Genomic DNA, 24,549 nt, shown 5'->3' on the forward strand with positions numbered 1-24,549 from the left:
CATAAAAGGTCTATTGATGTTCAAAGTCCTACAAAAAGGCTTTTTCTCCATAAAATCTGCAATTGTCATGATGTTCATTTTTGCTGTAAGCATTGGTGTGGCTACTTTTATAGAGAATGATTATGGCTCTGAAACTGCATGGGCTCTTGTCTATACGGCAAAGTGGTTTGAAATACTTCTTGTACTGCTTTCGCTCAATCTTTTGTATAACATCTTTCGATTCAGACTTTTTCGCAAAGAGAAGTTTTTTACGGGGCTCTTTCATATGGCATTTCTCATTATTCTCATCGGTGCTGCTGTGACAAGATATTTTGGATATGAAGGGACGATGCACATTCGAGAAGGTTCAAGCAGCGATACGATTCTCAGTGCCCGAAATTATCTTCAAGTGAAATTGGAAAAGAATGGCAAATATTATCTGTATGAAGAGCCGATTTATTTATCAAAACTTGGTACGAACAGATGGAAAAGAACTATCCGCTTTGGTGATGAAAAAGTGGATATAAAGTTGAAAAAGTATCTTCCAAACGCTTCAGTCGAACTTGTTCCATCTAAAAACGGACCGGCTTACATTCAGGTAGTTTTATCTGCTTCCGGAAGTGGCAAAATTGAAAAGAACATCAAAGAGGGAGAATTTTTAGACATCGGTGACGCTATCATCGCCTTTGATACCTCTCTTGACTCCAAAAAACCTCTTATCAAAATAGTACGAAAGAACGGAAAACTTTTTATTCAAGCTCCCTATGCAATAGAGACGTTGCGTATGGAGGATATGTCCAAAGAGCATTACAAGGCAGAAGAAATTGTTCCTTTTGTAAAAGGGCGTCTGTATGAGATTGCCGGACTCAATATCGTTTTGAAAAACTTCTTGCCGCATGCGAAAACAAAAATTGTTTCCAAAAATCCTTTGGCTAAAAAGAGTGAAAATCCGGATCTTTTACTTTTTGAGATAGATACTGGAAAGAGTAAAAAAGAGGTACAGGTTTTTGGAAAAAGCGGAACGGAAGGAGAGCCGGTTCATGTACGAGTCGGGGATCTGGATGTAACGATAACCTATGGAGCCAAACGCATCAAACTGCCTTTTGCTATAAAACTGAAAGATTTTCAGCTTGAGCGCTATCCCGGATCGATGAGTCCAAGTTCTTATGCGAGCGAGGTTGTTGTGATCGATAAAGAACAAAAAAAGGTTTTTCCGTATCGTATCTATATGAATCATGTTTTGGATTATAGAGGATATCGCTTTTTCCAAAGTTCGTATGATTTAGATGAACATGGAACAATACTTTCAGTCAACCATGACCCAGGGACATTGATAACCTATATCGGATATTTTCTATTGGGGCTTGGGATGCTGCTGCACTTTTTTATGCCGCAAAGCCGTTTCCAAAAATTGGCACGCTTGACGAGGAAAGTTCAGGAAGAGAGAAAACTTATTTTGCAAAACATGGCAGTATTGATGATGATCTTTGCTTTTCAGCTTCACGCTGGGGATCACTATCTTGATATGGCCAAGAAAATAAACAAAGCTCATGCTGATAAGTTTGGAGCAACTATTTTGGTTCAGGACAATGGAGGACGAATAGAACCCATTGATACATTATCACGGGAAGTTTTAGCAAAGATTGCGAGAAAAGAGGAACTGTATGGACTTGATGCCAACCAATATTTTCTTGGGATGACGGTGCGACCGGATATTTTCCAAAAAATAGATATGATCTATGTGCATCATCCAAAACTCAAAAAAATTTTAGGTATCCCTACAAAACAGAAGTATGCCTCCTTTGATGATTTTTTTGATCAAAATAACAAAGTCAACCCGTACAAACTAGCTCCTTATGTTCAGGAAGCTGTTGCCAAAAAGCCGGCCGAGCGTAATCAGTTTGATAAGGATGTTTTAAAAGTTGATGAGCGTGTCAATGTGGCTTACATGGTCTATACCGGTGCATTGCTTCGCATCATTCCAAATTCCCATGATAAACATGGAAAATGGCTCTCTCCCGTTGATGCTATCAAAACTTTTCCACCCAAAGAAGCGAATCTCATTCGGCTTATTATCGCCAGCTATTTCCAAAACGTCGATGAGGGGATCAAAAGTGGCGATTGGAGCAAAGCGGATAAATCATTGGAAGTGATCAAAGAGCTTCAGCACTATTATGGATCTTCGATGATCCCTTCTAAAACAAAGATCGAAGCAGAACTGCTTTACAACAAACTCGATATCTTCAACCGGCTTGTCGGATATTATATGTTCATCGGCTTCGTTCTTTTGGTCTTGATACTGGCAAATCTTATCAATCCAAAGATAAAAATAGGACCCGTTGTCAAAATAGGTGTAGGCCTCATCGCTCTTGGATTCTTGGCTCATACGTTTGGTATGGCTTTAAGGTGGTATGTGGCTGGCCACGCACCATGGAGCGATGGATATGAGTCGATGATCTATATCGCCTGGGCGACGATCTTTGCAGGTTTTTTCTTTGCAAAAAAGAGCCCTATTGCATTTGCGGCTACCGCTTTGCTTGGAGGTCTTATCCTTTTTGTAGCCCATTTGAACTGGCTCGATCCGCAAATCACCAATCTCGTACCGGTTTTAAAAAGCTATTGGCTTATGATCCATGTTTCTGTGATCACTGCAAGTTATGGATTTTTGGGGCTCAGTGCACTTCTTGCTTTCATCGTTTTGATTCTTTTTATTTTTATCAATGAAAACAACAAACAGATGATGACACTTACTTTCAAAGAGCTTACCTATATCAACGAGATGAGCCTTATTATCGGCCTTGTTCTTGTGACGCTCGGAAACTTTTTGGGCGGCGTATGGGCGAACGAGAGCTGGGGGCGATATTGGGGATGGGATCCAAAAGAGACATGGGCTGCTGTGACGATTTTGGTTTATGCATGTATCGAGCATATCAGACTCATTCCAAAAATGAACCGACTCTTTTTGTATAATGTTCTTGCGCTGTTAGGGTACTCCAGTGTCATTATGACCTATTTTGGAGTCAATTTTTATCTGAGTGGAATGCACTCTTACGCTTCGGGTGATCCTGTGCCTATCCCTGAGTGGGTTTATTGGGCAATAGGGATTGTTTTTGTCATTATTGCCTTGGCGTACTGGAAAAAAAGAAAGTATCAAATCGATTTGAAGATATAAGGAGTGAACATTGGACATTGACTAAACCAATGTCCAATGTCAAATATCCAATTACTTTTTAAACCAATTTTTCACTTTTTCAAAAATGGATGAGAATTTCTCTTCGTGTGGCTTGCTCTCTACTCCAAAACTCTCTTGCAGTTTGTGTAGCAGCTCTTTTTGTTCATCATTGAGCGATGTGGGATAGATGATCCTAACTTGGGCGATCAAGTTGCCTTTTTGCCCCGTATGGACATTCTTAAATCCTTCCCCTTTGAAAACGAACTGCTCTTTATCTTTTGTCCCTACATGAAGATGAAGTTCACGCTCTCCTCTTGGGGTTGGAATGGTGATCGTTTCTCCTAGAGCAGCTTGTGTGAAAAATATCGGAACTTCCATATAGATATCATCGTTGTATCGTACGAAGTGATCATCTTCTTGTACAAAAATCGTGATGTACAGATCTCCTCTCATTCCGGAAGCCGAGACATTCCCACGGTTTTGGACGCGGATTCTGTTTCCACTGTCGATACCTTCAGGAATATCGATGGTTATCTTCTCTTTTTCGATACGATATCCTTTTCCACTACAGGTTGTACACTTCTCTTGGGCGATTTCTCCTTGTCCATGGCATTTTGGACATGTTTGGGAAAAGGTCATGAAACCTTGCCTGTAGTAGATCTGGCCACGTCCATGGCATTCTGGACAAGTAGTCAGCCTGCCATCTTTTGCGCCTGTTCCTTTGCATTCACTACATGGTACTTTGAAGCTGTATTGAACCTCTTTTTGTGTACCAAAAAGAGCTTCTTGAAAACTGATCTCCATTTCGATGGAGAGATCGAGCGGATACTTTTCCTCACTTCTCCTTCTGTTTCCGAAACCTCCGCCAAATGTCTCTCCGAAAACGGATTCAAAAAAGTCCATAATATCATCGAAGCTTTTTTGATGGAAGCCGTTAAAGCCCTGATTTTCAAGGCCTGCTTTGCCATACTGGTCATACAGTGCTCTTTTCTCTTCGTCGCTCAGTACCTGATAGGCTTCGTTGATGAGTTTGAATTTCTCTTCTGCCTCTTTGTTGTCTGGATTTCTATCTGGGTGGTACTTGAGAGCGAGCTTTCTATACGCTTTTTTAATCTCTTCAAAACTTGCGTTTCTGTCAACTTCCAACAATTCATAATAATCGATATCTACCAATTTGCTTTCCTTTTAAGCAATGTTTAAGTCGGCTTAAGTTTATCAAAAGAATCGTTATAGAAAGTTGAATTTTTGATATAATTTTGCAAAAAAGTGGGGGAGTTTTGAAGGGGAAACTAAAAAAATTCCACAAACTCATTGAGTCTTTGGAAACGCTGCCATCCATTGGAAAGAAGAGCGCTGGGCGTCTTGCTTTTTACATGGTTCTTCACAGTCCCATGGATGCTCTCAAACTTGCCCATGCCATAGAAGATGCTGTCAGTTCCATTCACAGATGCAGCCAATGCGGAGGGCTCAGCGAAGATGAACTATGCTATATCTGCAGTGACGAGTTACGAGATCGTACATCTGTATGCCTCGTAGAGAGTGCCCGTGATATCTATGTGATTGAAGAGAGCGGGGAGTATCACGGACTCTATTTTGTTTTTGAATCTCTTAATGAACGGACTTTGGAGAGTCTCAAAGAGATGATCAAAAACAATGACGTTCAAGAGGTCATTTTTGCTTTTACTCCTTCGATGCAGAGTGATGCCACAATGCTTTATATCGAAGATCAGCTCCAAGAATTTGATCTACATTTTACAAAAATCGCACAGGGAGTCCCTACTGGGGTTCATCTGGAAAATGTAGACATGCTTTCTCTATCCAAAGCAATAAGTGAACGAGTTAAGATATAACTTGCCCCTTTTTTTGGTATAATGTGCCAAATTTTTAAAAGAGGTTATCATGAGTTGGAGTCCAAGCAGTTGGAGAAAATTCCCTATAAAACAGCAACCAGTTTATAAAGATGAAGAGCAACTCCGAAAAATCGAAGAGGAGATCAAAACTTTTCCTCCTCTCATTTTTGCCGGAGAAGCAAGGGAACTAAAATCGAAGCTAGCTAAAGTCGCCAAAGGCGAAGCGATTTTGCTCCAGGGTGGAGATTGTGCAGAGAGCTTTGCAAATTTTAATGCGGCCAATATTCGGGAGCTTTTTAAAGTACTGTTGCAGATGAATATGGTGATGATGTACGCTACGGGAAAACCTGTTGTCAAAATTGGCCGAATAGCGGGGCAGTATGCAAAACCAAGAAGCAGCGATTTTGAAGAGATCAACGGCGTTAAGCTGCCAAGTTACAGAGGAGATATTGTTAATGATATTGATTTTACTGCTGAAGCGAGGGAGCCTAAACCACAGAAACTTTTGGAAGCATATTACAAGTCCGCTGCAACGTTAAATCTAATCCGAGCCTATGCAAGAGGTGGATTTGCCGACCTTCGCGCGATTCATAAGTGGAATCTGGAATTTTTAAAAGGGAATGAACTGGAAAACAAGTTTAAAGAACTTGCAGATAAGATCACCCAGGCACTTCACTTCATGGAGGCTTGTGGAATCGATCCAGACAATACGCCGCAACTGAAGCAAACGACACTCTATACCAGTCACGAAGCGCTTCTTTTGGGATATGAGGAGGCTTTGACTAGAAAAGATAGTTTTACAGGTGAGTGGTATGATTGTAGTGCCCACTTTCTTTGGATTGGCGATAGGACACGAGATCTTGATGGTGCGCATGTCGAGTTTTTTCGAGGGATAAAAAATCCGATTGGCGTTAAAGTCGGTCCATCTATGCAAAAAGATGAGTTGCTTGCTCTTATAAACAAGCTCAATCCGGAAAACGAGCCGGGAAGATTGACTTTGATTGTTCGTATGGGTGCCGAAAAAATCGCTGATATTTTTCCTCCGCTGCTTCGAGCCGTTAAAGAAGCAGGCAAAGAGGTGGTATGGAGCATCGACCCGATGCACGGTAATACCTATAAAACAGAGTCCGGTCTGAAAACAAGAGATTTTGAAAAGATTTTAAGCGAAGTGAAACAGTTTATCCAGATCCATCAAAGTGAAGGGACAATTCCTGGTGGTATGCATCTTGAGATGACGGGAAGCAATGTTACGGAATGTACGGGAAGTATCAGTGCTTCCATCACCGAAGAGGGACTTCAAAGCAGATATCATACGCAGTGCGATCCAAGATTGAACGCGGATCAGGCGTTGGAGCTTGCCTTTATGGTTGCAGAGACATTCAAAGATTTGCAAAAATGAGAATTTTGTTTGCCTCGCTTTTTTTAATATCGGCGCTCTTTGCATATACAGATCTGGATGCCAAGAGCTTTTACAAGCTTACACAACAAAAGGGTGTGATCCTTCTTGATGTACGGACACCGCAAGAGTATCAAGAGGGTCATATTCCCGGTGCAAACCTTATTCCCCTTCAGCTCTTTCGATATATTTTTCTAGGAGGAAAAGGAATAGCAGACAAAAAGATACTGGTGTATTGCCGCAGTGGCAACAGAAGTGCAGAAGCGAGTAGAATGCTGGAATCCTGGGGCATAAAACATGTCTACAATCTAAAATATGGCATATTGGATTGGAAAAAGCACTCTTTACCGCTTCAAAAATGAGTTGTAAATCCGTACTTATACAAAACTATTGAAAAGAATCGATTCAGGTTCCATGATTTCTCTCGTATAAGAGTTATTTTTGGAAAATATCAAAGTGAATGGGGTACTTTGGCTGGCAAAAAATAGGATCGTGCTAGCCGAGTAATTCTAAACTTTTTCTCATCAATGCTTCAATTCTTTTTTTATCAATTGAAAAATCGGTAAATATCTCATTTGCCAAAATACCTTGATACAAAAGCATTTCAGTACCGTCTTTTGTGATGAGTCCCATATCGTTTGCAAGTTGTAAAAAGGGTGTCTCTTTGTTGTAAATAACATCTACTGCATATCGTGCATGAGAAAAAATTTTTTCCAGTAACTCTTTGGGGGCAGGAAGATTGTTGTCAGATAATCCCGCTGAAGTTGTATTAATGACAAGATCAAAACTTTTTTCTTTCAATTCATCCCATGTGTATGCGTGAAAGTTTTTTTCCAAGAAATATCCCACTCTTTTGGCACTTCTGTTGAGTATAACCGGTTCATATCCTTTATGCCTGAAATACAGAGCGATCGCTTTTGCAGTTCCTCCGGCTCCAAGTATCAAGACCTTTTGGAAATCAAAGTTTCGTACACTTTCAAAAAAACCGGGAGCATCGGTATTGTATGCAACGATTTTGCCATTGTCGTTATACCATGTATTGACAGCACCAATCTCTCGTGCAATTCCCAAAACTTCATCGGCTAGCCGATATGCCCACTCTTTATGCGGTACCGTGATATTTGCACCTTTGATTTGCAGAGTGAGAAAGATATCTTTAAGTTTCTCTCCCTCTTCGACCAGTATTTTGGTGTAACATCCATTGTATCCGGTGTGTTTGAAGACAAAGTTATGCAAAATTGGTGAGATGGAGTGATGGACAGGATTTCCAAATATTGTATACAGATTCATTCGGCAAGCTCCTCTAAAGCTCTTTTCAAGGCGCCAAGTTTGTTGTTGACCTCAAGGTATTCCAATTCTGGTTTGCTATCTGCTACGATACCTGCTCCAGCTTGGAAAATCACTTCATCTTTTTTTAACATTGCTGTTCGTATCGTAATGGCACTGTCCATATCTCCGGTAAATCCAAAATATCCCACGCTGCCGCTGTAAAATCCCCGTTTGAGCTGTTCGAACTCGGCAATAAGTTCCATTGCTCTGATTTTAGGTGCTCCTGTCATTGTCCCTGCTGTGAATGTTGCCATAAATAGGTCAAACATATCATATTTTTCATCCAGTCTGGCTACAACATCGCTGACCATGTGCATTACATGGCTATAGCGTTCCACTCGCATGACTTCAGGCACCTTGACTGTTCCAGGTTTTGCAACTCTGCCCACATCATTTCGACCAAGATCGATAAGCATGACGTGTTCTGCTACCTCTTTTGGATCGTTGAGCATCTCAAGTTCAAGTTCTTTATCTCGTGTGGGGGTATTTCCTCTTTTTCTCGTCCCTGCTATCGGTCGCAGCAAAATCTCGCCATCTGTCAATCGCACCATCACTTCTGGGCTGCTTCCGGCAATGGCAAAATCTTGAAACTCGAGCAAAAAGAGATATGGTGATGGATTGAGGCTTCGCAGTTTTCTATAAAAACTGAATCGGTCAACCACTGCTTGTTGTTTAAGACGATTGGAGATAACGATCTGAAAAACATCTCCGCTTCGTATCATCTCTTTTGATTTTTTTACCATTTCAAAAAATCGCTCTTTTGAGTGGGCAAAGGTAGGTGCTCCCAGCAGCTTCGCTTTTTTTAAAGGCGTATAGCTGTAACTGTCTTTTATCTCTTTTTCCAAAAGATCAAAATAGCTCTTTTTTGTCTCTTCGTCACTACACAAAAGCGTGAGTGTGGAATTTTTATGAGAATATGCGATGATCAGTTTTGGACGGATCATATAAAAATCGGGGGTATGAAGTTCATCTTTTAAATTTTCCATAAACGGTTTGAGGACAGGTTCAAACTCCTGGACCATATCGTAGCCAATGTAGCCAATAAAACCGTCAATAAAGCCGACTCCAAGCTCTTTTGATATCTTTTTGTGGTAAGCAAAATCGATATTTTGATAGTATCTTTTCATAAAGAGGAGGGGATTGGAATCAATCTCTTCTGTTTCACCATCTTTTTTATAGTAGCTTTTCCCGTCTTGTGACCAGATGGCCTCTTTCTCTCCTGCAATGATATAACTGAAGTTTCCATCACTTGTATTGACGACGCTTTCAAACAGAAAAGTTTTTTGATCAAAATGGTTTTTTATCTTTTCATATAGGGCGATCGGCGTAAATTCATCAAGCATAAACTGTTTTGCAAAAATCATCAGCGAACCTTCGTTATAAATGCTTGTTTGTTGATTGACTTTCTCACTTTCACCAATGCTTCTCGTGCATCCGATTTTGAAACGAATGGACCTACGTACACTCTTTTGATTTTTTTACCGTTTATTGTAAATGATTTGATAACATAATGAAAACCAAGCTTTTTGATTTTACGTAAAAGGCTTTGATCGGGTGAAGAGCGTAAAAATGCTCCTACTTGGATATAGATGTTTTCTTTGATACTTTTGGCGCTGGTTTTAGACTTTGTGGTTTTTACGCTCTGTTGTACTGCTTTTGGTTGTACTATTTCCTTTTTGACGCTATTTTTTTGGGTCTTTTGTGCTGTCGATTTCGGTTGCGGTTTTGCAGCAGGTCGTTCCTTATTTTCTGTTTCTTTGACCTCTTTGAGTACTTTTTGGATCGGTTTTTCTTCTGTAGCTGCTTTTGGTTGGCTCTCTTCGCTCTTTTGAATAGGGACCTCTTGGAACTCGTCGTTCATTGGCTCTTCATCTAAAAATTTTTCGTTTTCTGTCAAAACTTCTTGATAGTTTGGTGTTGTATTATTGAACATTTTAACAATTGTTAGGATAATAATAAAAACAAGAAGAAGAGAGCCTATAAGCAAGAGATATTTTTTCAATTTTTCACGCTTTTCATCCTGTTGGAGTATGATATTATCCAAGTTGTCCGTCTCTTTCTCTTCGTTCAATGGAAACTCTTCTTGACCCATAGGGAATCCTTTAGTGATGTTTGGAGGTGAAAATATTATAATGATTTTTTTCTAAAAGGGAGCTTGAAAGAGGAGAGACCTAGTAGGTAGGTCTATCGTAGATGACAAACTTTCGAGCTAGTGCCACCATCTCCTCTTTTATTTTTTCATGCAGATTCACATCATGGATATTGTCAAGAACATCTGCAATTTTGTTGGCAATGAGTTCAAATTCTGCCTCTTTCATACCTCTTGCAGTGAGTGCCGGGCTTCCGATACGGATACCGCTTGTAACAAACGGACTTCTTGTCTCTCCGGGAACTGTATTTTTATTGACTGTAATTCCGGCGCGTCCTAGAGCCTCATCAGCCTCTTTCCCACTAAAATCTTTATCCAGAAAACTCACAAGCACGAGATGGTTGTCTGTTCCGCCACTGACAACGTTGTAGCCTCTGTTCATCAAAACGGTTGCGAGCGTAGAAGCGTTGATTCGCATCTGTTTTGCATACTCTTTCCATTCCGGTTTCAAATTTTCACCAAACCCTACCGCTTTGGCTGCTATGACGTGAACAAGTGGACCGCCTTGGATTCCAGGGAATATTGCGCTATTGATCTTTTTGGCGATATCGGCATCATTGGTCATAATCATACCGCCTCTTGGACCTCGAAGGGTCTTGTGAGTCGTTGTAGTCACAACATCACAATATGGAAAAGGACTCGGATGTTCGCCTGCTGCTACAAGACCGGCAATATGGGCTATATCCGCCATCAAAAGTGCACCTACTTCATCCGCAATTTCGCGAAACTTTTTAAAATCGATCACTCTTGGATATGCACTTGCACCGCAGACGATCAGTTTTGGTTTTACAATTTTCGCAATATCTAAAACTCTGTCATAGTCGATCCATCCTTCATCATTTACCCCATAAAAGAAGCTTTGATAGATTTTTCCGCTGGCATTGACTTTGGCTCCGTGAGTCAAGTGACCACCATGGCTTAGATCCATCCCCAAAATTTTGTCATATGGTTTAAGTAGAGCGAGATAGACGCCTTGATTGGCCTGAGAGCCGGAGTGGGGTTGGACATTGACAAATTCACATCCAAAGAGCTTTTTTGCCCGTTCAATTGCAAGCTCCTCTATGGCATCAGCATATTCACAACCGCCATAGTACCGTTTCCCAGGATATCCTTCAGCATATTTATTGGTAAACACACTGCCCATGGCTTCCATGACAGCAGGGCTTGTAAAGTTTTCACTGGCGATCATTTCAAGATGGTCTGTCTGTCTTTGCAACTCTTTTTCGAAAATTTCATATACAGCAGGGTCTTGGTTTTTCAGAAAATCCATTTTTTTACTCTCCTTTTTCATTTTTTTGTATCGGTTTCATAGCTGGGAATAATATCACATCTCTGATAGAGTGTTGGTTTGTAAGAAGCATGACGAGTCTATCGATTCCAATACCTTCCCCTGCAGTGGGAGGCATACCGTATCCAAGGGCACGGATAAAATCTTCATCCATATGCATCGCTTCGTCATCCACCTCTTTCGCTTGTACTTGCGCTTTGAAACGCTCATACTGATCCAGTGGGTCGTTTAGCTCATTGAAGCCGTTTGCGATCTCTTTGCCGGCAATGAAAAGTTCAAATCTTTCGGCAATATCCGGATTTTCATCACTTCTTCTGGCAAGTGGGCTGATATCGATCGGAAAATGGGTAATGAATGTTGGATTGATGAGTCGCTCTTCTACGAAATTGTCAAAAAGTTCGGCTTGAAGAGCCCCGAGGCTCATTTTGTGTGCGAATTCTAATTCAATGCCTTTTTCTTTCAAAAACGCAATAATCTTTTCTTTATCTTCCACCACATCTTCGGGCACTTCACCGATTTCAATGATGGCATCTTTATATTTTATTTTGCTAAATGGAGTGGAGAAGTCGATCGTATGTTCACCATAGGTGAGCTTTTTCGGTAAAGAAAGTTTTTCAAATAGATAATCAAAAAGATCTTCAGTGAGTTTCATCAAATCTTCATAGGTATGGTATGCCCAGTAAAACTCAATCATTGTAAATTCTGGGTTGTGTGTTGCATCCATCCCTTCATTTCTAAAGTTTCTGTTGATTTCAAAGACTGCTTCGAATCCTCCGACAATGAGCCGTTTGAGATAGAGTTCAGGCGCGATTCTTAGATATCTGTCTACACCTAATGCATTATGGTGAGTAATGAAAGGACGTGCATTTGCACCGCCTGGAATCGGATGCATCATAGGAGTTTCCACTTCCAAAAAGCCGTGGCTTTCAAAGAAATCTCGAATGAGGCTGACGATACGGCTTCGAAGCATGAAGACTTTTTTTACTTCAGGGTTCATGATAAGGTCTACATAGCGCTGTCTATATCGAAGCTCTTTATCTTGCAAACCGTGAAATTTTTCTGGAAGCGGAACGATAGCTTTTGTTACAAGGTTTAATTCATTTGCGTGAAGCGTCAATTCTCCCGTTTTCGTTACGAAAGGATATCCTTTGGCTTCGATAATATCGCCCACTTCAATGAGTTTTTTCACCTTTTTGAACCACTCATCCCCCAATGAGTCACGATTGAAGTAGATTTGGACAATTCCGCTTTCATCTTCGATCTTTGCAAAAGCCGCTTTGCCCATATGGCGTAAAAATTTGATTCGGCCATTGAGTTTTACACACGCTTTTTCATCCTTTCTTTCTTCAAGATCTTTGACATATGCATATTTTTCTAAAAATTCACTATTGGAAATCTCTTTACAAAAACCGTGCCCGTAAGGATTAATACCTGATTCTTTGAGTTCTTGTGCTTTTTGAATACGTAACTGTTCATATTGATTGTCAAATATCAATGCTACTCCTTGTTATTGTTGAGTTTTTTTGCTGTTGAATCGATTGTTTGATGGATCGCTTCTGTTTGCAGATCTTTTTTGGTATTTTGCATGAGTTTGGAACTTTTCTCCTGAACATTTTGGGAAACAAAATCTTCCGGTTTCAATTTGATGATATATGCACCGGTTTTCATCATAAGAGGATAGAGGATGGAATCTTTTGTATATTTTTCAAGAACCCTTTTGGTAATCTCCATGCTCGAAATCGCATAGACAATAACAGCAAAAATCAAAAAGATCTTTGCCCAACCGAACAACACTCCAAAAAGTCTATTGAAAAAGCCAAGGCCACTCATATGGGTAAGTTTTGTAACGATATTACCCAAAAGGGCCATGGCTATCCAGATTCCAAAAAGCCCTACAAGAAACCCGACGAAAGTTAGAGCCGCTTCATTTTTTATCGTGATGATGTTGTGATCGATAAAGTTTCCAACAGTATCGGCATAGCGTGATCCAAAATAGATCCCTCCAATGATTCCGGCAAGTCCAAAAAGCTCTTTGATAAAGCCGTCGATGAGGCCTTTAAGACCTAGAATGAAAATGATCAGTGCGATAACGATATCGAAACTTGTAATATGTTCCATCTCGTTCCTTGATTATAGATGTTTTATATAGTTGAGTAACTCTTCCGGGCGGTTTGCATATTGCAAAGCGGTCTCTTTGTCAATGACATGCTGCATAAGCAGCTTTTGCAAAACTTTTGTTTGGGTTTGCATTTCCGTCTCTTGCTGGTTGAGTTGCATTTGTGAATAGATCTGGTGTACTTTATTTTCTCTAATGAGGTTCGCTATGGCTGGTGTGTTGATCAATATTTCGTGCACCGCTATCCTTCCTCCTCCAATTTTAGGCAAAAGAGATTGGGCTATTGCGGCGACAAGGCTTCCTGCGAGCTGTGCTCTGATTTGTGGTTGCATATCACCAGGAAAAACATCGATAATTCTGTTGATGGTACCAGGTGCGGAGTTTGTATGCAAGGTTCCAAAAACCAGGTGCCCTGTTTCAGCAGCGGTGAGTGCTGCGTGAATCGTTTCTCTATCTCGCATCTCCCCGATGAGGATGACATCCGGATCTTCACGTAGCGCATATTTCAAAGCATTGGCGTAGCTTTTCGTATCGAGACCCAATTCTCTGTGGGAAAAAAGAGATTGTTTGTTTTTATGCAAGAATTCTACCGGATCTTCGATGGTAATAATATGTTTGCGCTCGCTTTCATTGATTTCGTTGAGCATGGCAGCAAGTGTGGTTGATTTACCGCTTCCTGTCGGACCGGTAATGAGAATAAGCCCTTTTTCACGTTTGACGAGTTTTTTAAAAACCTGTGGAGCTCCCAAATCATCCAGAGTAGGGATTTCCATAGGAATGATACGGAAAGCCCCTGCCGGAGCACCGAGAGTTCTATAGTAGTTTGCCCGAAAACGTCCCACATTTGGAACGGTAAAAGAGAAATCGAGCTCAAACTCCTCTTCATAGGTTTTTTTCTGTTTTTCTGTCAGTAGACTGTATAGGAGTTCTTGTACCTCTTTGGGTTCCAGTTTTGGAAGATTGAGCGGAACAAGCCTCCCATCGATACGAATTTGTGGTTCGCTGCCTGCAACAAGGTGTAAATCGGAAGCTTTGTGGGCAACGACGGTTTTAAACAAAGAGGTGAGTTCGATTTGCATAGGGCATCCTATTCTATAATTTTTGGAACGATGAAAAAGTTATCGGCTGATTTCGGTGCATTTTGCAGGATTTTTTGTCCGATTTCCGGATGCAGACTCGGCTCATCTTTTCTGAGTGGTGCAGATGCTTCAATCGGAGAAAATGTGGCTTCCACTCCAGAATAATCCAGTTCATCTAAAATATCTACAAATTCCAAAAATTTATTGAGCTCCTCGAGTATTTGATCTTTTTTTGCTTCGTCCACTTCAACCATGGAGAGTGTTTGGAGACGTTTTAGGAGTTGATGATCGATTTTTTGCATTTTTTCTATGCCTTCATGAATTTTTTTGATAGCATTTTACCATAAAATAATCTTTTCTTTGATAAGATTAAAACATTCAAAACGATTTGAAAGGCCTGATTTTGGGAACAAAAGAGAACATCGATTTTATCAAACAGGAACTAAGTAACGAAGAGAAACTGTTGGAGTCGGTTATCCGACTGGAAAAATGGTATAAAAAATATAGCAAAATTATCGTTTCAGCCGTTGTCTTGCTCCTTGTAGCAGGTGTGGGATACAGTGTATATGAGTGGAAAAAACAGAGTGATCTGGAAGAATCCAATATCGCATATCTTAAACTTTTAAAAAATCCAAAGGATGCAACATCCTTACAGATTTTGCAAGACAGAAATCCAAAACTTTATATGCTCTATCTTTATCAAATCGGTGTAAAACACAAGAATGCAAAAAATCTTGAAACAGTAAAAAAGGGAGGTGATACGGTTTTGTCCGATCTTGCTACCTATCATTTAGCTGTTATCAACAAAGATCAAAAGGCTCTGCAGGTGTATGCAAACAAAGAGACTATCTTAAAAGAGTTTGCCATTTTGGACCGAGGATATGCTCTATTGGCACGAAACAGCATCAAAGAGGCTCATAAGGTTTTGGATAGTATCGGACAAAATTCTCAGGGCTATCTTTATGCGAAGATTCTCAAACATTATGGTGTGAAGGAAAATAGATGAAACAATGGATATATGGAATCGGTATTGCAGCGGCTCTTATACTTACAGGTTGTAGTTCAAAACAGTATTTCCAACCTGAGGATATTGCAGGAGCCGTAAGTTTTGACGGAAACTTGCCAGCTCCTATTACAGATGTTTTGCGAGACGGAGCGACGCTTGCTGACGGTGAGTTTATTTCACAAGAGGGTCTGGAACATTATAAGATGCCCAAAAATTTTCTATTTATTAAAAAAAGTGAGGGCAAATATCTTATCGCTGACAGATGTAAGAGAGTTGAAGTTGTTGATGCCTCATCAAAAAAGATCATTTTCAAAAAAGATTTTGATATGAAAAGTGCGGTAGCTGCCAATATCAACGGTGATTTTCTTGCTTTAGTTTTTGATGACAATTCCCTTGGGCTTATCGATATACGAAGCGGTGAAGTGCTCTATTCATCCAGACAAAAACCGGCGATTGCCAATGATACAAAAATAGCCAATCCCTATTTTTTGGGAAAACTTGTCATTTTCCCTACGTTAGACGGGAAACTTGTAGTGGTCGATCCGGAAAGAAAAAAAGAGCTCCGTACGATTATTGTTGGGACGCATGAGAATTTTAACAATGTTATCTTTTTGAATGTCATCGATGACAAACTGATTGCCGCAACGCCAAACCGTATCATCTCTGTTACACCCCAATTCACCAATGCTTTGGATCTAGAGCTCAGTGATGTAGTATATGTCAAAAATAGAGTCTATCTTCTAGCAAAAGACGGCACGATCACACTTACAGATCCTTCACTGAATGTTTTAAAACAAAGAAAGTACAATTTTGCCCACTATACCGGCGCTATCTATGGCCAATATCTCTATATCATAGAAAGAGGCGGCTATATTATCGCTTTGGATAAAGATTTGAGAGCTTCCAATATTTTCGAATTCCCATCCAAAATTGAAGAGTATATCTTTACTGCCAAAGACAAAGTATTTTATGATGATAAATATTTCACGCTTAATCGATGAAAAAGCTAGTGGAAAAACTGAAAAACAAAGAGCTCTTTCAACAGCTGCGCCAAATTGATCTCTCCTCTTTTGGCATCAAAAAGAGATGGGAGCTGTTTGAAGGAGTCAACGAAAAAAAAGAGTACATTCTAGTTGTTCGTATAGCGCGCAAAAGTCGATTTTTGCTTAAAGATGCTCAAGAGCTTGAAAGTGTGAGTGCATCGGTTGCGAACGAGTTGGGCCACAATTTTAAAAAGAGATATCTTTTGCTGCAGGCACCTCTGTGTTCAAAAGCGGCCGAGTATCTCAAAAAAAGAGGCTGGAAAATCGATGCTTCTTTGTGATATAGGAAATACCAATATAAAAATATACAATGACGGATTGGTGCAAATAGTATCTCAAGAGGAACTTTTGTCCTATCAGGATCAAAGGCTTTTCTATCTTAGCGTCCATCCCTCTTTACAAAGTTTTCCGGATTGCAAGAAGTGGATCAATCTTGAACCATTTGTTTCTGTAAAGAGTAGTTATAACGGATTGGGAGTGGATAGAAAAGCATTATGTTCTCTTGTGGATGAAGGAACTGTGATTGACGCAGGGAGTGCCATTACGGTTGATGTGATGCAAGACAATATTCATACGGGTGGATTTATCTATCCTGGGAAAAAAGCTTTTTTTGAAGCTTTTAGAAATATTTCACCAAGGCTCGATTTTTCTTATCAGGATATTTTGAAAGATCGATTGCCTCAAGAGACACGTTCGGCACTGAGTTACGGTTTTATAGCTCCTTTGGTGGCGCTGGTCGAAAAACTTCCAAAGCCGTGGTATGTGACAGGGGGTGATGGAGGATTGCTGTTGCAATATTTGCCAGATGCGATATACAGACCTCATATGATTTTTGAAGCGATGAAGCAAATAATACAAAGGAATGGATTATGCTAACGATTGCACTTCCAAAGGGTCGGATTGGTGAGGATTCTTTAGCTCTTTTTGAAAAAATTTTTGATGAGAAATTTGAGTTTGGAAAAAGAAAACTGATTTTGGAAGCAGGTGGCTTTCGGTTTATGAAAGTGAGAAACCAAGATGTTCCAACCTATGTATATCATCAAGCGGCTGATCTTGGTATTGTCGGATTGGATGTGTTGGAGGAGAAACGGCTTGATATTATGAGACTGCTTGATCTCGGTTTTGGCAAATGTGACATATGTATCGGGATCAAAGCGGAAGAGGAGCTGGATTTTTCGAAGCCAAGTTATAAAGTCGCAACTAAGATGGAAAATATTACAAGAGATTTTTTTAGCAAAAAGGCGATACCCGTTGAGATCATTAAACTGTATGGTTCTATTGAGTTGGCACCTCTTGTAGGATTAGCCGATATGATCGTAGATATTGTCGAAACGGGAGAGACAATGCGTCAAAATGGATTGAAGCCTGCTTTGAAGATTATGGAAAGCAGTGCTTTTTTGATAGCCAATAAAAACAGCTTTTATCAGAAAAAAGCACAAATTTTGCATTTACGTGAGCAGATGAGTAAGGTTTTATATGGGGCTTGAACTCTATGCGAAAATTGAACCTTTTTTGGGATTTGAACAAGAAAAACAGAAACTTTATCAAATCTACATCGATAAACTACAGAGTTTAGGAATAAAAAATTTTCTTGATTTGGGATGCGGTAGCGGTACATTCATGCAATTGGCCCTTGATAAGGGGTTGGAGCCTTTTGGTATCGATTTGAGTACGGAGATGGTTCGTCGATGTCAAAACAAAGGTTTAAAAGCAAAAGCGATCGATATATGCGATATGCAGGAGAGGTTTGAGGCTGTTACTGCAGTGTTTGATGTGCTTAATTATATTGAACCGAAACATTTGGAGAGGTTTTTTGACTGTATTGCAAAACGGCTCCCAATCGGCGGCTATTTTCTTTGTGATATCAATACGCTTTTTGGATTTGAAGAGATTGCACAAGGTTCGCTCATTCTTGATCAAGAAACAGTTTGCATCGGTATTGATGCAGAGTTTGATAGGGAAAAGCTTATGACAAAATTTATTCTTTTTGAACAAAAAGATAACTGTTTTACAAAATCTGTCGATAATATAGTGCAATATTATCATGATGTTGCCGACCTGAAAAAATTTGCGTTACAGTTGGTTGATATAGATTTGATATCGTTGTATGCAGATCAGTCAGATAAGGCGTTATTGACGTTTCAAAAGGGTAGATGATGGGGTTGTTTGGTTTTGGTAAAAAGAAAAAGGAGCAGGTTGCTGTCAGCGAAACGAATGAAATTGAACATATTGCCATTAATCATCGAAAAGAGAATCGGTATATTGCAAAGTCTGGTACCACTTGCAATTATGGTGAGGTTGTCGATTTTTCAAAAAAGAGTCTTGCTGTAGCTGTTACGAAAGGGTCCCATGAAACGGGTGAATCTTTGCAACTGGAGCTTGAAGGAATCAGTATTGATGCAAAAGTATTACGGGTTGCTCCGAAAAAAATGGCTTTAAAATTGGAAAATGATCTTGCCGAATCTGTAGCAAAACGGATAAAAACCAAACTCAAAGAGAGTGAAATTGAACCAAAATCTTTACTCGATTTTCAAAATATGGAACATGACCCTGATATGGAGAAAAAAAGAGCGATCATTAATCTTATGCTTGAACTAGAAGATCCCAATACAAGTGTAGAAAAATTTAAAGATAGTATTCATGCTATCCCTGAGATACGGGACCATCTTATTGCTCAAGCCAATTCGCTGGAAAACAGCAGACTGGGTGAAGTAAAAGATGAGGGAGGAGCCGTTACGAGGCTCGGTTTTGATAGAGTAAAGGCTATTGTGTATGACTATATTATGCAAGAGAGTACGAAAGCGGATGAATCCCTTTCGCATTTTAAAGATTTCGATATATATAAAATTGTTTTAGGGGCTTATTTTAAAAAGTTTGCGCCTCTGTTTGGTTTTAAAGACAGAAACAATGAAGCGATACACTTTTTAAGTACGCTCAATATAGGAGCGGAATATCTTGCGAAACAGAGTGGACGTTTAGCCGAACTTTACAAATCTCCGTATGAACTCTTTAGTTTTGAGATGCGGTTCATGGAATATCGTGAGTTTGGAACGGATCTTTTCGAAATTAACAAATATTACTTTGTCGATTCACTCAATATTTTTCGCTATATCTATGATGGATTTGTATTGGCAAACATGATGCTTTATCCCAAATACACGCCTCACTATACAATAGAACTGAGTGAAAGAAAGATGCGCTTTGGGTTTATTGTCTATCTTTGTATTTTGGCCCTTCGCTTTATTCTTTCAAAAGACAAATACAGTGGAGTCATTTTTTATAATAGACTCAAACGGTTGGGATATGATGCGGTAAGTGCGAAAGAATTTATCAACGAAACAAACGCCCTTATCAACCAGCAGTTGATTCGTTTGGGAATTGACAAAAAGATTCAGCAGCCAGATCTTGGAAGCGGATATGCGTTTTCATTGGAAAATTACATTGGGTCAGGGATCTATTATGAGTATGTCCATAGAATGCTTGTTTTATTCGATGACAAAGCTACAAGAATGGCATTACGGTTTGAAGATGAGTATTACACGATGGATGTACTGGAAAAAGTGCTCAATTTTGATGAATTTGGATTTAAAAACAGCGCTTTTGTTATAGTGCCTTGCAGTGCCCTGGCCGATGATGAAGTCCCAATGGATCAATTCAAAGCATTCAATCTTGTCGTTTTTAAAGATGTAGACAAACTTCCAAAAAAATTACAAAAAGATTTTCTTAAAATATGGAAAGATTACGAAGATAAGATTATTTGTACATTTAGCAGCGATTCGATGATAGAGTATGAGAACAAAGAGCTTTTTGAAGCATTACAGCCTTATATTGTCGATTTCCCAAGCTACTACCAAAGTCCGCTTCTTTATACCAAAATGCTTACCAATACAGCACAGCAAATCAATAAATTTCTTGGCACATCTGCTTGTGATATTGCATTGTTCAAAAACGATTATGTGACGCAAAAGAGTGTATATGTAGAGTGTTTAAAGTAAAACGGGCTCAGGCCCGTTTTACTTTATTATTTGTAGATTGGCTGAAGTTCTTCAAATGGGTTTGGAATTACCCGTTTTCTATCAACGATATATGGAACAAGTGCAGCGTGTCTCGCTCTCTTAATCGCTTCTTCTACCATGACTTGATGTTTTTTACAGTTCCCTGTGAGTCGTCTTGGCATGATTTTGTATCGTTCGCTTAGACTATGTTTGATCAATTCGATATCTTTGTAATCGATAAATGTAACTTTTTGTTCACAATATTTGCAAGTTCTTTTTTTAAATCTTCTTTTTTCTGCCACTGTCTAATCCTTTCTAAAATGGAATTTCATCATCATCGATGTTTATTTCTGGAATTTCTGGCTTTTGTACCGGTTGGGATGGAGTGGGTTGAGGCTGAGCACTCGCTCTTGGCTCATTTGGCACAGCCGTTGTTCCTTCTTCACGTCCTCCAAGCATCTGCAGATTATCCACTGCGATAGAGTGCTTGCTTCGTCTGTTTCCGTTTTGATCTACCCACTGCTCATACACGAGTCGGCCCTCGATCAGTACTTTTCTCCCTTTGGAGAGATACTGGTTGGCAATTTCTGCAGCTCGTCCAAAAAGTGTGATGTCAATAAAACAGGTCTCCTCTTTTTGTTCGCCGCTTTGGGTTTTGTAGCGCCTGTTTGTTGCTATAGCGCTTTTTGCAATAGCCATACCAGACCCGGTATATCGCAGTTCGATATCGCGGGTGAGGTTGCCGACCATTATGACTTTATTAAACATTTTCGTTTGCTTCTTCTTTTGCTTCGCTGTTTGTTTGTCCGCTTAGTTTTTTTGCTCTTTCAACCATCTTTTCCCAAGCGCTAATATCTTTTTTTGTTTCATATTTGATAGTCAAGAATCGGATGACATCTTCAGTGATTCGATAGATTCTTTCAAGCTCCAAAACAGTATGAGAAGGTGCGGTAAAGTAGATGATATAGTAGTGTCCCCGCTCAAATTTTTGAATAGGATACGCAAGTTTTCTTACACCAAGATCCTCAGTCGCAACGATTTCACCACCGTTGTTTTGGATCACCTCTTTGATAAACTCAAATTTCGCCTTGGACTCTTCATCCGTCAAAGTAGGCTTGAGCACGAAAAGTGTCTCGTAATGTCTCATTTCTTCTCCTTATGGCTATATATCCGAGTTTCCCCGGCAAGGCTTTTTTCTCAATATAAAAAAGCGCCCTTATACTATCAAAAAAAAGCTTGTATTTTTATTAAGTAAGAAAACAAGGTTGCTTCTTTGTCGATATTGGTTTTTGTCTTTAAAAGGAGTTCGCACTCTTGAAGCAAGAGAAAAATTTCCGGATATTTTTTGATACGTATAGCCAGTTGTACGCGTTCCTCTTCTATCTGTTTTGGGAGTTTATAACCCAAAATGGCTTTGGAGTCGCTTTTGCCATGGAGCCGAATATAGCTGTAAAATAAAAAGAGCTGTTGAAGGAAATTTTCAAAACCAAGCAAAATTTTCATCTCATTTTGCTCTTCTTCCAAAATCTTTTGGAGTTGTTCTTCGATGGGCTCCTTTTTTATGATTGACTTATACAAATGTTCCAGTTTCAATGGATTGAGAGGAAAAACCAAAGCATCTATCTCTTTGGAGCCAATCGGACCTTCTATCAAGGAGAGTTTTGCAAGTTCTTGAATAGCAAGCGAGAGATTATTTTGCAAAGTGGCTAAAAGATGTTCGATACTATGGTTATCGATATCGATGTTTTGCTCTTTGGCATAGTGCAAAAGTTCGTTTTTCGCTTCATGTAAAGAGGGTTTGAAAAAACGGACATGTACAGCACTATTTTTAGGACCAAAAAGCGTTTCAAGTTTTTTGCCCTCATTGGAATCGAGTTGATAGATGAAAAAGGAGTTGGGATTTTTGTTGCAAAGTTGGATAAGCGTTTCGATCTCTTTTTTGGGTAACGCTTTGTCATGTTTGATAATCAAAAGATTGGTGTCGCCAAACAAAGAAGCTTGCGAAAGGTAATTCTTGGCCGCTTCAAAATCATATTCGTCAAAATAGAGTTGTAAGCGATTCTCTTTCGGGGTAATGGAGTCAGCTGTTTTTTTGGTGTACTTTTGTGTGAAGTAGGGTTCTTCACCCCAAAAAAGATATGCATTGTATGTTTTTTTTTGGGTGTCGAACTCTTTTTTATACATCCAATACTTCCACTACTTTTGCATAGATTTTTGTGGTGGCAATATTGACGTCGATGATTTCAACGATGATTGTATCAAAAAGTTCTACCTGGGCTTTTGGCAAAAATATTCGGGCTCCTTTTATCTCATCATCAATTTGGGCGATTGGCGTAGATTCAGGATCAGTGACAATGGCTCGAAACCGCTTGCCCAGATTTCTTTTTGCCCATCTGGCAAATTTCCTATCCATAAAGTCCCACTCCACTTTTGCCGCCTCTCGCTCAAGTTCGCTGATACGAACGGTCAACGGTTCAATGTTTCGCAAAATAAAATCGAGCTGCTTTGTATTTTCTTGGATCAATGCTTTAAGCAGTCTATGGAGTGTCAAATCGCTGTACCTTCGAATAGGGGAAGTGAAATGGGTATATTTTTCAAAACCAAGTCCAAAATGTCCAATATTTTCGGCGGTGTAGCCTGCCTGTTTTTGGGTTCTGATAAGAAGCCTGTCCACATGCTCTTTGATGCCCAGTTTCTCGGCCTCTTTTTGGATATGCAAAAAGAGTTCGTGAATGGTGTTGTACTCTTTTGTGAAGATCCCAACTTGCGCCAAATCGTTTAATAGCTCTTCGATCTTTTCCATGGAAGGCTCTTCATGGGTTCGAAAGATTCCATAATCAAACATCTTGGCAGTCGCTTTGTTCGCTAAAAGCATACAATCCTCGATCAGTGCATGACTGGGTGTTTCTGTTTCTATAACAGTTTCAACAAGTTCTTGGTTTTCGTCAAGAACGAGTCTGATTTCAGGATTGGTAAATTCAAACCCTTTTTGGAGCCGTTTTTTTCGAAGTTCTTTGGTCACTTTAAAAAGCGGCATCAGCCATGCCAAAATCTCTTCATCTGTGCTGTCAACACCGATTCGTTTGCCTTCTATAAACTCGTCCACACGGTCATAGCTATATTTTCGTCTACTTTTGATAATTGCATCGAAGAGTTCTTCTTTGATAGGCTCATACGATTTATTGAGTGTGATTTTACTCACAAAGGCCAAGCGCTCTTCATTTTCTTTGAGTGAGCAGATCCCTTCACTCAGGCTTCTTGGCAGCATAGGGATCGATTTGTGTGGAAGGTAGATACTAAAGCCCCGCTCTTTTGCCTCTTTGTCGATTGGTCCCATAGCGCTGACATATTCGCTTACATCGGCAATGGCAACATAGAGTGTATTTGAATTTTGATCAAAGTAAATGGCATCGTCGTGATCTTTCGCGGTAACTGGATCGATAGTGCAAAAGGGCAGATGAGTCAGATCGACTCGATTGGGATAGAGACTTTTGTCTACAACATTGCCATATGCGCTTGCTTCGAGTTCTGCTTCTTTACTAAACTCCTCCTTTTTGTTGTAAAGAGCTAATGAAATCTTTTCATCTACAAATGGATCGTCTAAAACACCAAGGACTTCGACGATAAAGGCTGCATCATTGTCAATTTTCACAACGGTACCATCTGGAAGGTTTTTAAGTGACTTTTTTGATGCTTTTACACTAAGCGGCATCTCGTTTTTCACATTGAAAAAGATGTTGTTTTCTTTGTCATAGTAGGCTACGCTAAAGCGGAAAGCTTTTTCAAGGATGTAGACCACTTTTGCTTTTGGGCGACCTCCGCCTTTAAATATTCGCTTGGCGACCACAAGATCGCCTTTGGTGGCACCATTGAGATCTTGGGGTTCTATGAGAAGATCTTTGGCTTTGATGCCAAGAACCTCTAAAAATCCAGTGCCATTTCTTGCAATGTCAATTTTTCCGACACGATATTTTGAACTGATTGTATAGATTTTGCCGTCTACCTTTATGATTTTATGGCGTAGAAGATCATCCACTAAAGGCAGATACTCTCTTGGAATATCTTTTTTATCGATTCCTCGAATGAGTTTGAGTATAAATTCTTTCAAAATATATTTCCTTAAATCTTTTTAAGAATTATAACAAAA

25 protein-coding genes are annotated in these 24,549 nt (G+C 39.7%); 11 read left to right on the top strand and 14 right to left on the bottom strand.

Features of this window, described 5'->3' with window-relative positions; translation table 11 throughout:
* Nucleotides 1-16: 16 nt before the first annotated feature.
* Nucleotides 17-3,151 (top strand): cytochrome c biogenesis protein CcsA, encoded by a 3,135-nt coding sequence (ccsA, locus tag JG735_RS04260; RefSeq protein ID WP_201335588.1) that lies wholly within the window; start codon nt 17-19, stop codon nt 3,149-3,151.
* Nucleotides 3,152-3,202: 51 nt separating this feature from the next.
* On the opposite strand, the gene dnaJ is transcribed toward ccsA, so the two are convergent.
* Nucleotides 3,203-4,324, bottom strand: coding sequence for a molecular chaperone DnaJ (dnaJ, locus tag JG735_RS04265; protein WP_201335589.1), 1,122 nt, complete (start codon nt 4,322-4,324; stop codon nt 3,203-3,205).
* A 104-nt stretch (nt 4,325-4,428) separates the two neighbouring features.
* On the opposite strand from dnaJ, the gene recR reads away from it, so the two are divergent.
* The 3 genes from recR to JG735_RS04280 are packed head-to-tail and all read left to right on the top strand — an operon-like array spanning nt 4,429 to nt 6,759.
* Nucleotides 4,429-5,001 carry a recombination mediator RecR gene (gene recR / locus JG735_RS04270; RefSeq protein ID WP_201335590.1) on the top strand — a complete coding sequence of 191 codons (573 nt, stop codon included), beginning with the start codon at nt 4,429-4,431 and terminating at the stop codon, nt 4,999-5,001.
* A gap of 49 nt (nt 5,002-5,050) precedes the next feature.
* Nucleotides 5,051-6,400 carry a class II 3-deoxy-7-phosphoheptulonate synthase gene (locus JG735_RS04275; RefSeq protein WP_201335591.1) on the top strand — a complete coding sequence of 450 codons (1,350 nt, stop codon included), beginning with the start codon at nt 5,051-5,053 and terminating at the stop codon, nt 6,398-6,400.
* Nucleotides 6,397-6,759 (top strand): rhodanese-like domain-containing protein, encoded by a 363-nt coding sequence (locus JG735_RS04280; RefSeq protein ID WP_201335592.1) that lies wholly within the window; start codon nt 6,397-6,399, stop codon nt 6,757-6,759. The genes JG735_RS04275 and JG735_RS04280 overlap by 4 nt, the downstream gene beginning before the upstream one ends.
* A 133-nt stretch (nt 6,760-6,892) precedes the next feature.
* On the opposite strand, the gene JG735_RS04285 is transcribed toward JG735_RS04280, so the two are convergent.
* The 8 genes from JG735_RS04285 to gatC all read right to left on the bottom strand — a co-directional run bounded on the left by JG735_RS04285 (nt 6,893) and on the right by gatC (nt 14,660).
* Nucleotides 6,893-7,687 (bottom strand): shikimate dehydrogenase, encoded by a 795-nt coding sequence (locus JG735_RS04285; protein ID WP_201335593.1) that lies wholly within the window; start codon nt 7,685-7,687, stop codon nt 6,893-6,895.
* Complete coding sequence (locus JG735_RS04290) at nt 7,684-9,090, bottom strand: anthranilate synthase component I family protein (protein WP_201335594.1); 1,407 nt, start codon at nt 9,088-9,090, stop codon at nt 7,684-7,686. The genes JG735_RS04285 and JG735_RS04290 overlap by 4 nt, the downstream gene beginning before the upstream one ends.
* Entirely contained in the window at nt 9,090-9,818 is a 729-nt protein-coding gene (locus JG735_RS04295; RefSeq protein ID WP_201335595.1) for an SPOR domain-containing protein, read from the bottom strand. The genes JG735_RS04290 and JG735_RS04295 overlap by 1 nt, the downstream gene beginning before the upstream one ends.
* A gap of 79 nt (nt 9,819-9,897) precedes the next feature.
* Nucleotides 9,898-11,145, bottom strand: a complete 1,248-nt coding sequence (locus JG735_RS04300) for a serine hydroxymethyltransferase (protein ID WP_201335596.1) — start codon at nt 11,143-11,145, stop codon at nt 9,898-9,900.
* Nucleotides 11,146-11,149: 4 nt separating this feature from the next.
* Nucleotides 11,150-12,658, bottom strand: coding sequence for a lysine--tRNA ligase (gene lysS, locus JG735_RS04305; RefSeq protein WP_201335597.1), 1,509 nt, complete (start codon nt 12,656-12,658; stop codon nt 11,150-11,152).
* 2 nt (nt 12,659-12,660) lie between these two features.
* On the bottom strand, nt 12,661-13,281 hold the full coding sequence (locus JG735_RS04310) for a CvpA family protein (RefSeq protein WP_201335598.1): 621 nt from the start codon (nt 13,279-13,281) through the stop codon (nt 12,661-12,663).
* A 12-nt stretch (nt 13,282-13,293) separates the two neighbouring features.
* Nucleotides 13,294-14,358 carry a type IV pilus twitching motility protein PilT gene (locus JG735_RS04315; RefSeq protein ID WP_201335599.1) on the bottom strand — a complete coding sequence of 355 codons (1,065 nt, stop codon included), beginning with the start codon at nt 14,356-14,358 and terminating at the stop codon, nt 13,294-13,296.
* A gap of 8 nt (nt 14,359-14,366) precedes the next feature.
* Entirely contained in the window at nt 14,367-14,660 is a 294-nt protein-coding gene (gene gatC, locus JG735_RS04320; RefSeq protein WP_201335600.1) for an Asp-tRNA(Asn)/Glu-tRNA(Gln) amidotransferase subunit GatC, read from the bottom strand.
* Nucleotides 14,661-14,761: 101 nt separating this feature from the next.
* Here gatC and JG735_RS04325 point away from each other — a divergent pair, with 101 nt between their 5' ends.
* The 7 genes from JG735_RS04325 to JG735_RS04355 are packed head-to-tail and all read left to right on the top strand — an operon-like array spanning nt 14,762 to nt 20,402.
* On the top strand, nt 14,762-15,364 hold the full coding sequence (locus JG735_RS04325; protein ID WP_201335601.1) for a tetratricopeptide repeat protein: 603 nt from the start codon (nt 14,762-14,764) through the stop codon (nt 15,362-15,364).
* Nucleotides 15,361-16,365 (top strand): PQQ-binding-like beta-propeller repeat protein, encoded by a 1,005-nt coding sequence (locus JG735_RS04330; RefSeq protein WP_201335602.1) that lies wholly within the window; start codon nt 15,361-15,363, stop codon nt 16,363-16,365. The genes JG735_RS04325 and JG735_RS04330 overlap by 4 nt, the downstream gene beginning before the upstream one ends.
* A complete protein-coding gene (locus JG735_RS04335; RefSeq protein ID WP_201335603.1) occupies nt 16,362-16,688 on the top strand; it encodes a hypothetical protein in 327 nt (108 codons plus the stop codon). The genes JG735_RS04330 and JG735_RS04335 overlap by 4 nt, the downstream gene beginning before the upstream one ends.
* On the top strand, nt 16,675-17,283 hold the full coding sequence (locus tag JG735_RS04340; protein ID WP_201335604.1) for a type III pantothenate kinase: 609 nt from the start codon (nt 16,675-16,677) through the stop codon (nt 17,281-17,283). The genes JG735_RS04335 and JG735_RS04340 overlap by 14 nt, the downstream gene beginning before the upstream one ends.
* The gene (gene hisG / locus JG735_RS04345; RefSeq protein ID WP_201335605.1) at nt 17,277-17,894 is read left to right on the top strand and encodes an ATP phosphoribosyltransferase; all 618 of its coding nucleotides are present in this window, start codon (nt 17,277-17,279) and stop codon (nt 17,892-17,894) included. The genes JG735_RS04340 and hisG overlap by 7 nt, the downstream gene beginning before the upstream one ends.
* Nucleotides 17,884-18,564, top strand: coding sequence for a class I SAM-dependent methyltransferase (locus tag JG735_RS04350; RefSeq protein WP_201335606.1), 681 nt, complete (start codon nt 17,884-17,886; stop codon nt 18,562-18,564). The genes hisG and JG735_RS04350 overlap by 11 nt, the downstream gene beginning before the upstream one ends.
* On the top strand, nt 18,564-20,402 hold the full coding sequence (locus JG735_RS04355; RefSeq protein WP_201335607.1) for an HDOD domain-containing protein: 1,839 nt from the start codon (nt 18,564-18,566) through the stop codon (nt 20,400-20,402). The genes JG735_RS04350 and JG735_RS04355 overlap by 1 nt, the downstream gene beginning before the upstream one ends.
* 26 nt (nt 20,403-20,428) lie before the next feature.
* On the opposite strand, the gene rpsR is transcribed toward JG735_RS04355, so the two are convergent.
* The 5 genes from rpsR to JG735_RS04380 all read right to left on the bottom strand — a co-directional run bounded on the left by rpsR (nt 20,429) and on the right by JG735_RS04380 (nt 24,510).
* Nucleotides 20,429-20,704, bottom strand: a complete 276-nt coding sequence (gene rpsR, locus JG735_RS04360; RefSeq protein ID WP_012082538.1) for a 30S ribosomal protein S18 — start codon at nt 20,702-20,704, stop codon at nt 20,429-20,431.
* 13 nt (nt 20,705-20,717) lie between these two features.
* A complete protein-coding gene (ssb, locus tag JG735_RS04365; RefSeq protein ID WP_201335608.1) occupies nt 20,718-21,170 on the bottom strand; it encodes a single-stranded DNA-binding protein in 453 nt (150 codons plus the stop codon).
* Nucleotides 21,163-21,549, bottom strand: coding sequence for a 30S ribosomal protein S6 (gene rpsF, locus JG735_RS04370; RefSeq protein WP_012082536.1), 387 nt, complete (start codon nt 21,547-21,549; stop codon nt 21,163-21,165). Before rpsF ends, ssb begins: the two co-directional genes overlap by 8 nt.
* Before the next feature lie 77 nt (nt 21,550-21,626).
* A complete protein-coding gene (gene holA / locus JG735_RS04375) occupies nt 21,627-22,586 on the bottom strand; it encodes a DNA polymerase III subunit delta (protein ID WP_201335609.1) in 960 nt (319 codons plus the stop codon).
* Nucleotides 22,579-24,510 carry a ribonuclease R family protein gene (locus JG735_RS04380; protein WP_201335610.1) on the bottom strand — a complete coding sequence of 644 codons (1,932 nt, stop codon included), beginning with the start codon at nt 24,508-24,510 and terminating at the stop codon, nt 22,579-22,581. The genes holA and JG735_RS04380 overlap by 8 nt, the downstream gene beginning before the upstream one ends.
* Between the last annotated feature and the right edge of the window lie 39 nt (nt 24,511-24,549).

The sequence above is a fragment of the Nitratiruptor sp. YY08-10 genome (genome assembly GCF_016629565.1).
Taxonomy (GTDB): Bacteria; Campylobacterota; Campylobacteria; order Campylobacterales; family Nitratiruptoraceae; genus Nitratiruptor.

What these genes read in the sequence shown, in the direction of transcription:
- ccsA (WP_201335588.1), top strand. Translation starts at nt 17, where the DNA reads ATGTTCAAAGTCCTACAAAAAGGCTTTTTCTCCATAAAATCTGCAATT.
- JG735_RS04275 (WP_201335591.1), top strand. Translation starts at nt 5,051, where the DNA reads ATGAGTTGGAGTCCAAGCAGTTGGAGAAAATTCCCTATAAAACAGCAA.
- JG735_RS04280 (WP_201335592.1), top strand. Translation starts at nt 6,397, where the DNA reads ATGAGAATTTTGTTTGCCTCGCTTTTTTTAATATCGGCGCTCTTTGCA.
- JG735_RS04285 (WP_201335593.1), bottom strand. Translation starts at nt 7,687, where the DNA reads ATGAATCTGTATACAATATTTGGAAATCCTGTCCATCACTCCATCTCA.
- JG735_RS04290 (WP_201335594.1), bottom strand. Translation starts at nt 9,090, where the DNA reads ATGATTTTTGCAAAACAGTTTATGCTTGATGAATTTACGCCGATCGCC.
- JG735_RS04295 (WP_201335595.1), bottom strand. Translation starts at nt 9,818, where the DNA reads ATGGGTCAAGAAGAGTTTCCATTGAACGAAGAGAAAGAGACGGACAAC.
- JG735_RS04300 (WP_201335596.1), bottom strand. Translation starts at nt 11,145, where the DNA reads ATGGATTTTCTGAAAAACCAAGACCCTGCTGTATATGAAATTTTCGAA.
- JG735_RS04310 (WP_201335598.1), bottom strand. Translation starts at nt 13,281, where the DNA reads ATGGAACATATTACAAGTTTCGATATCGTTATCGCACTGATCATTTTC.
- JG735_RS04315 (WP_201335599.1), bottom strand. Translation starts at nt 14,358, where the DNA reads ATGCAAATCGAACTCACCTCTTTGTTTAAAACCGTCGTTGCCCACAAA.
- gatC (WP_201335600.1), bottom strand. Translation starts at nt 14,660, where the DNA reads ATGCAAAAAATCGATCATCAACTCCTAAAACGTCTCCAAACACTCTCC.
- JG735_RS04330 (WP_201335602.1), top strand. Translation starts at nt 15,361, where the DNA reads ATGAAACAATGGATATATGGAATCGGTATTGCAGCGGCTCTTATACTT.
- JG735_RS04335 (WP_201335603.1), top strand. Translation starts at nt 16,362, where the DNA reads ATGAAAAAGCTAGTGGAAAAACTGAAAAACAAAGAGCTCTTTCAACAG.
- JG735_RS04340 (WP_201335604.1), top strand. Translation starts at nt 16,675, where the DNA reads ATGCTTCTTTGTGATATAGGAAATACCAATATAAAAATATACAATGAC.
- hisG (WP_201335605.1), top strand. Translation starts at nt 17,277, where the DNA reads ATGCTAACGATTGCACTTCCAAAGGGTCGGATTGGTGAGGATTCTTTA.
- JG735_RS04350 (WP_201335606.1), top strand. Translation starts at nt 17,884, where the DNA reads ATGGGGCTTGAACTCTATGCGAAAATTGAACCTTTTTTGGGATTTGAA.
- JG735_RS04355 (WP_201335607.1), top strand. Translation starts at nt 18,564, where the DNA reads ATGGGGTTGTTTGGTTTTGGTAAAAAGAAAAAGGAGCAGGTTGCTGTC.
- ssb (WP_201335608.1), bottom strand. Translation starts at nt 21,170, where the DNA reads ATGTTTAATAAAGTCATAATGGTCGGCAACCTCACCCGCGATATCGAA.
- rpsF (WP_012082536.1), bottom strand. Translation starts at nt 21,549, where the DNA reads ATGAGACATTACGAGACACTTTTCGTGCTCAAGCCTACTTTGACGGAT.
- holA (WP_201335609.1), bottom strand. Translation starts at nt 22,586, where the DNA reads ATGTATAAAAAAGAGTTCGACACCCAAAAAAAAACATACAATGCATAT.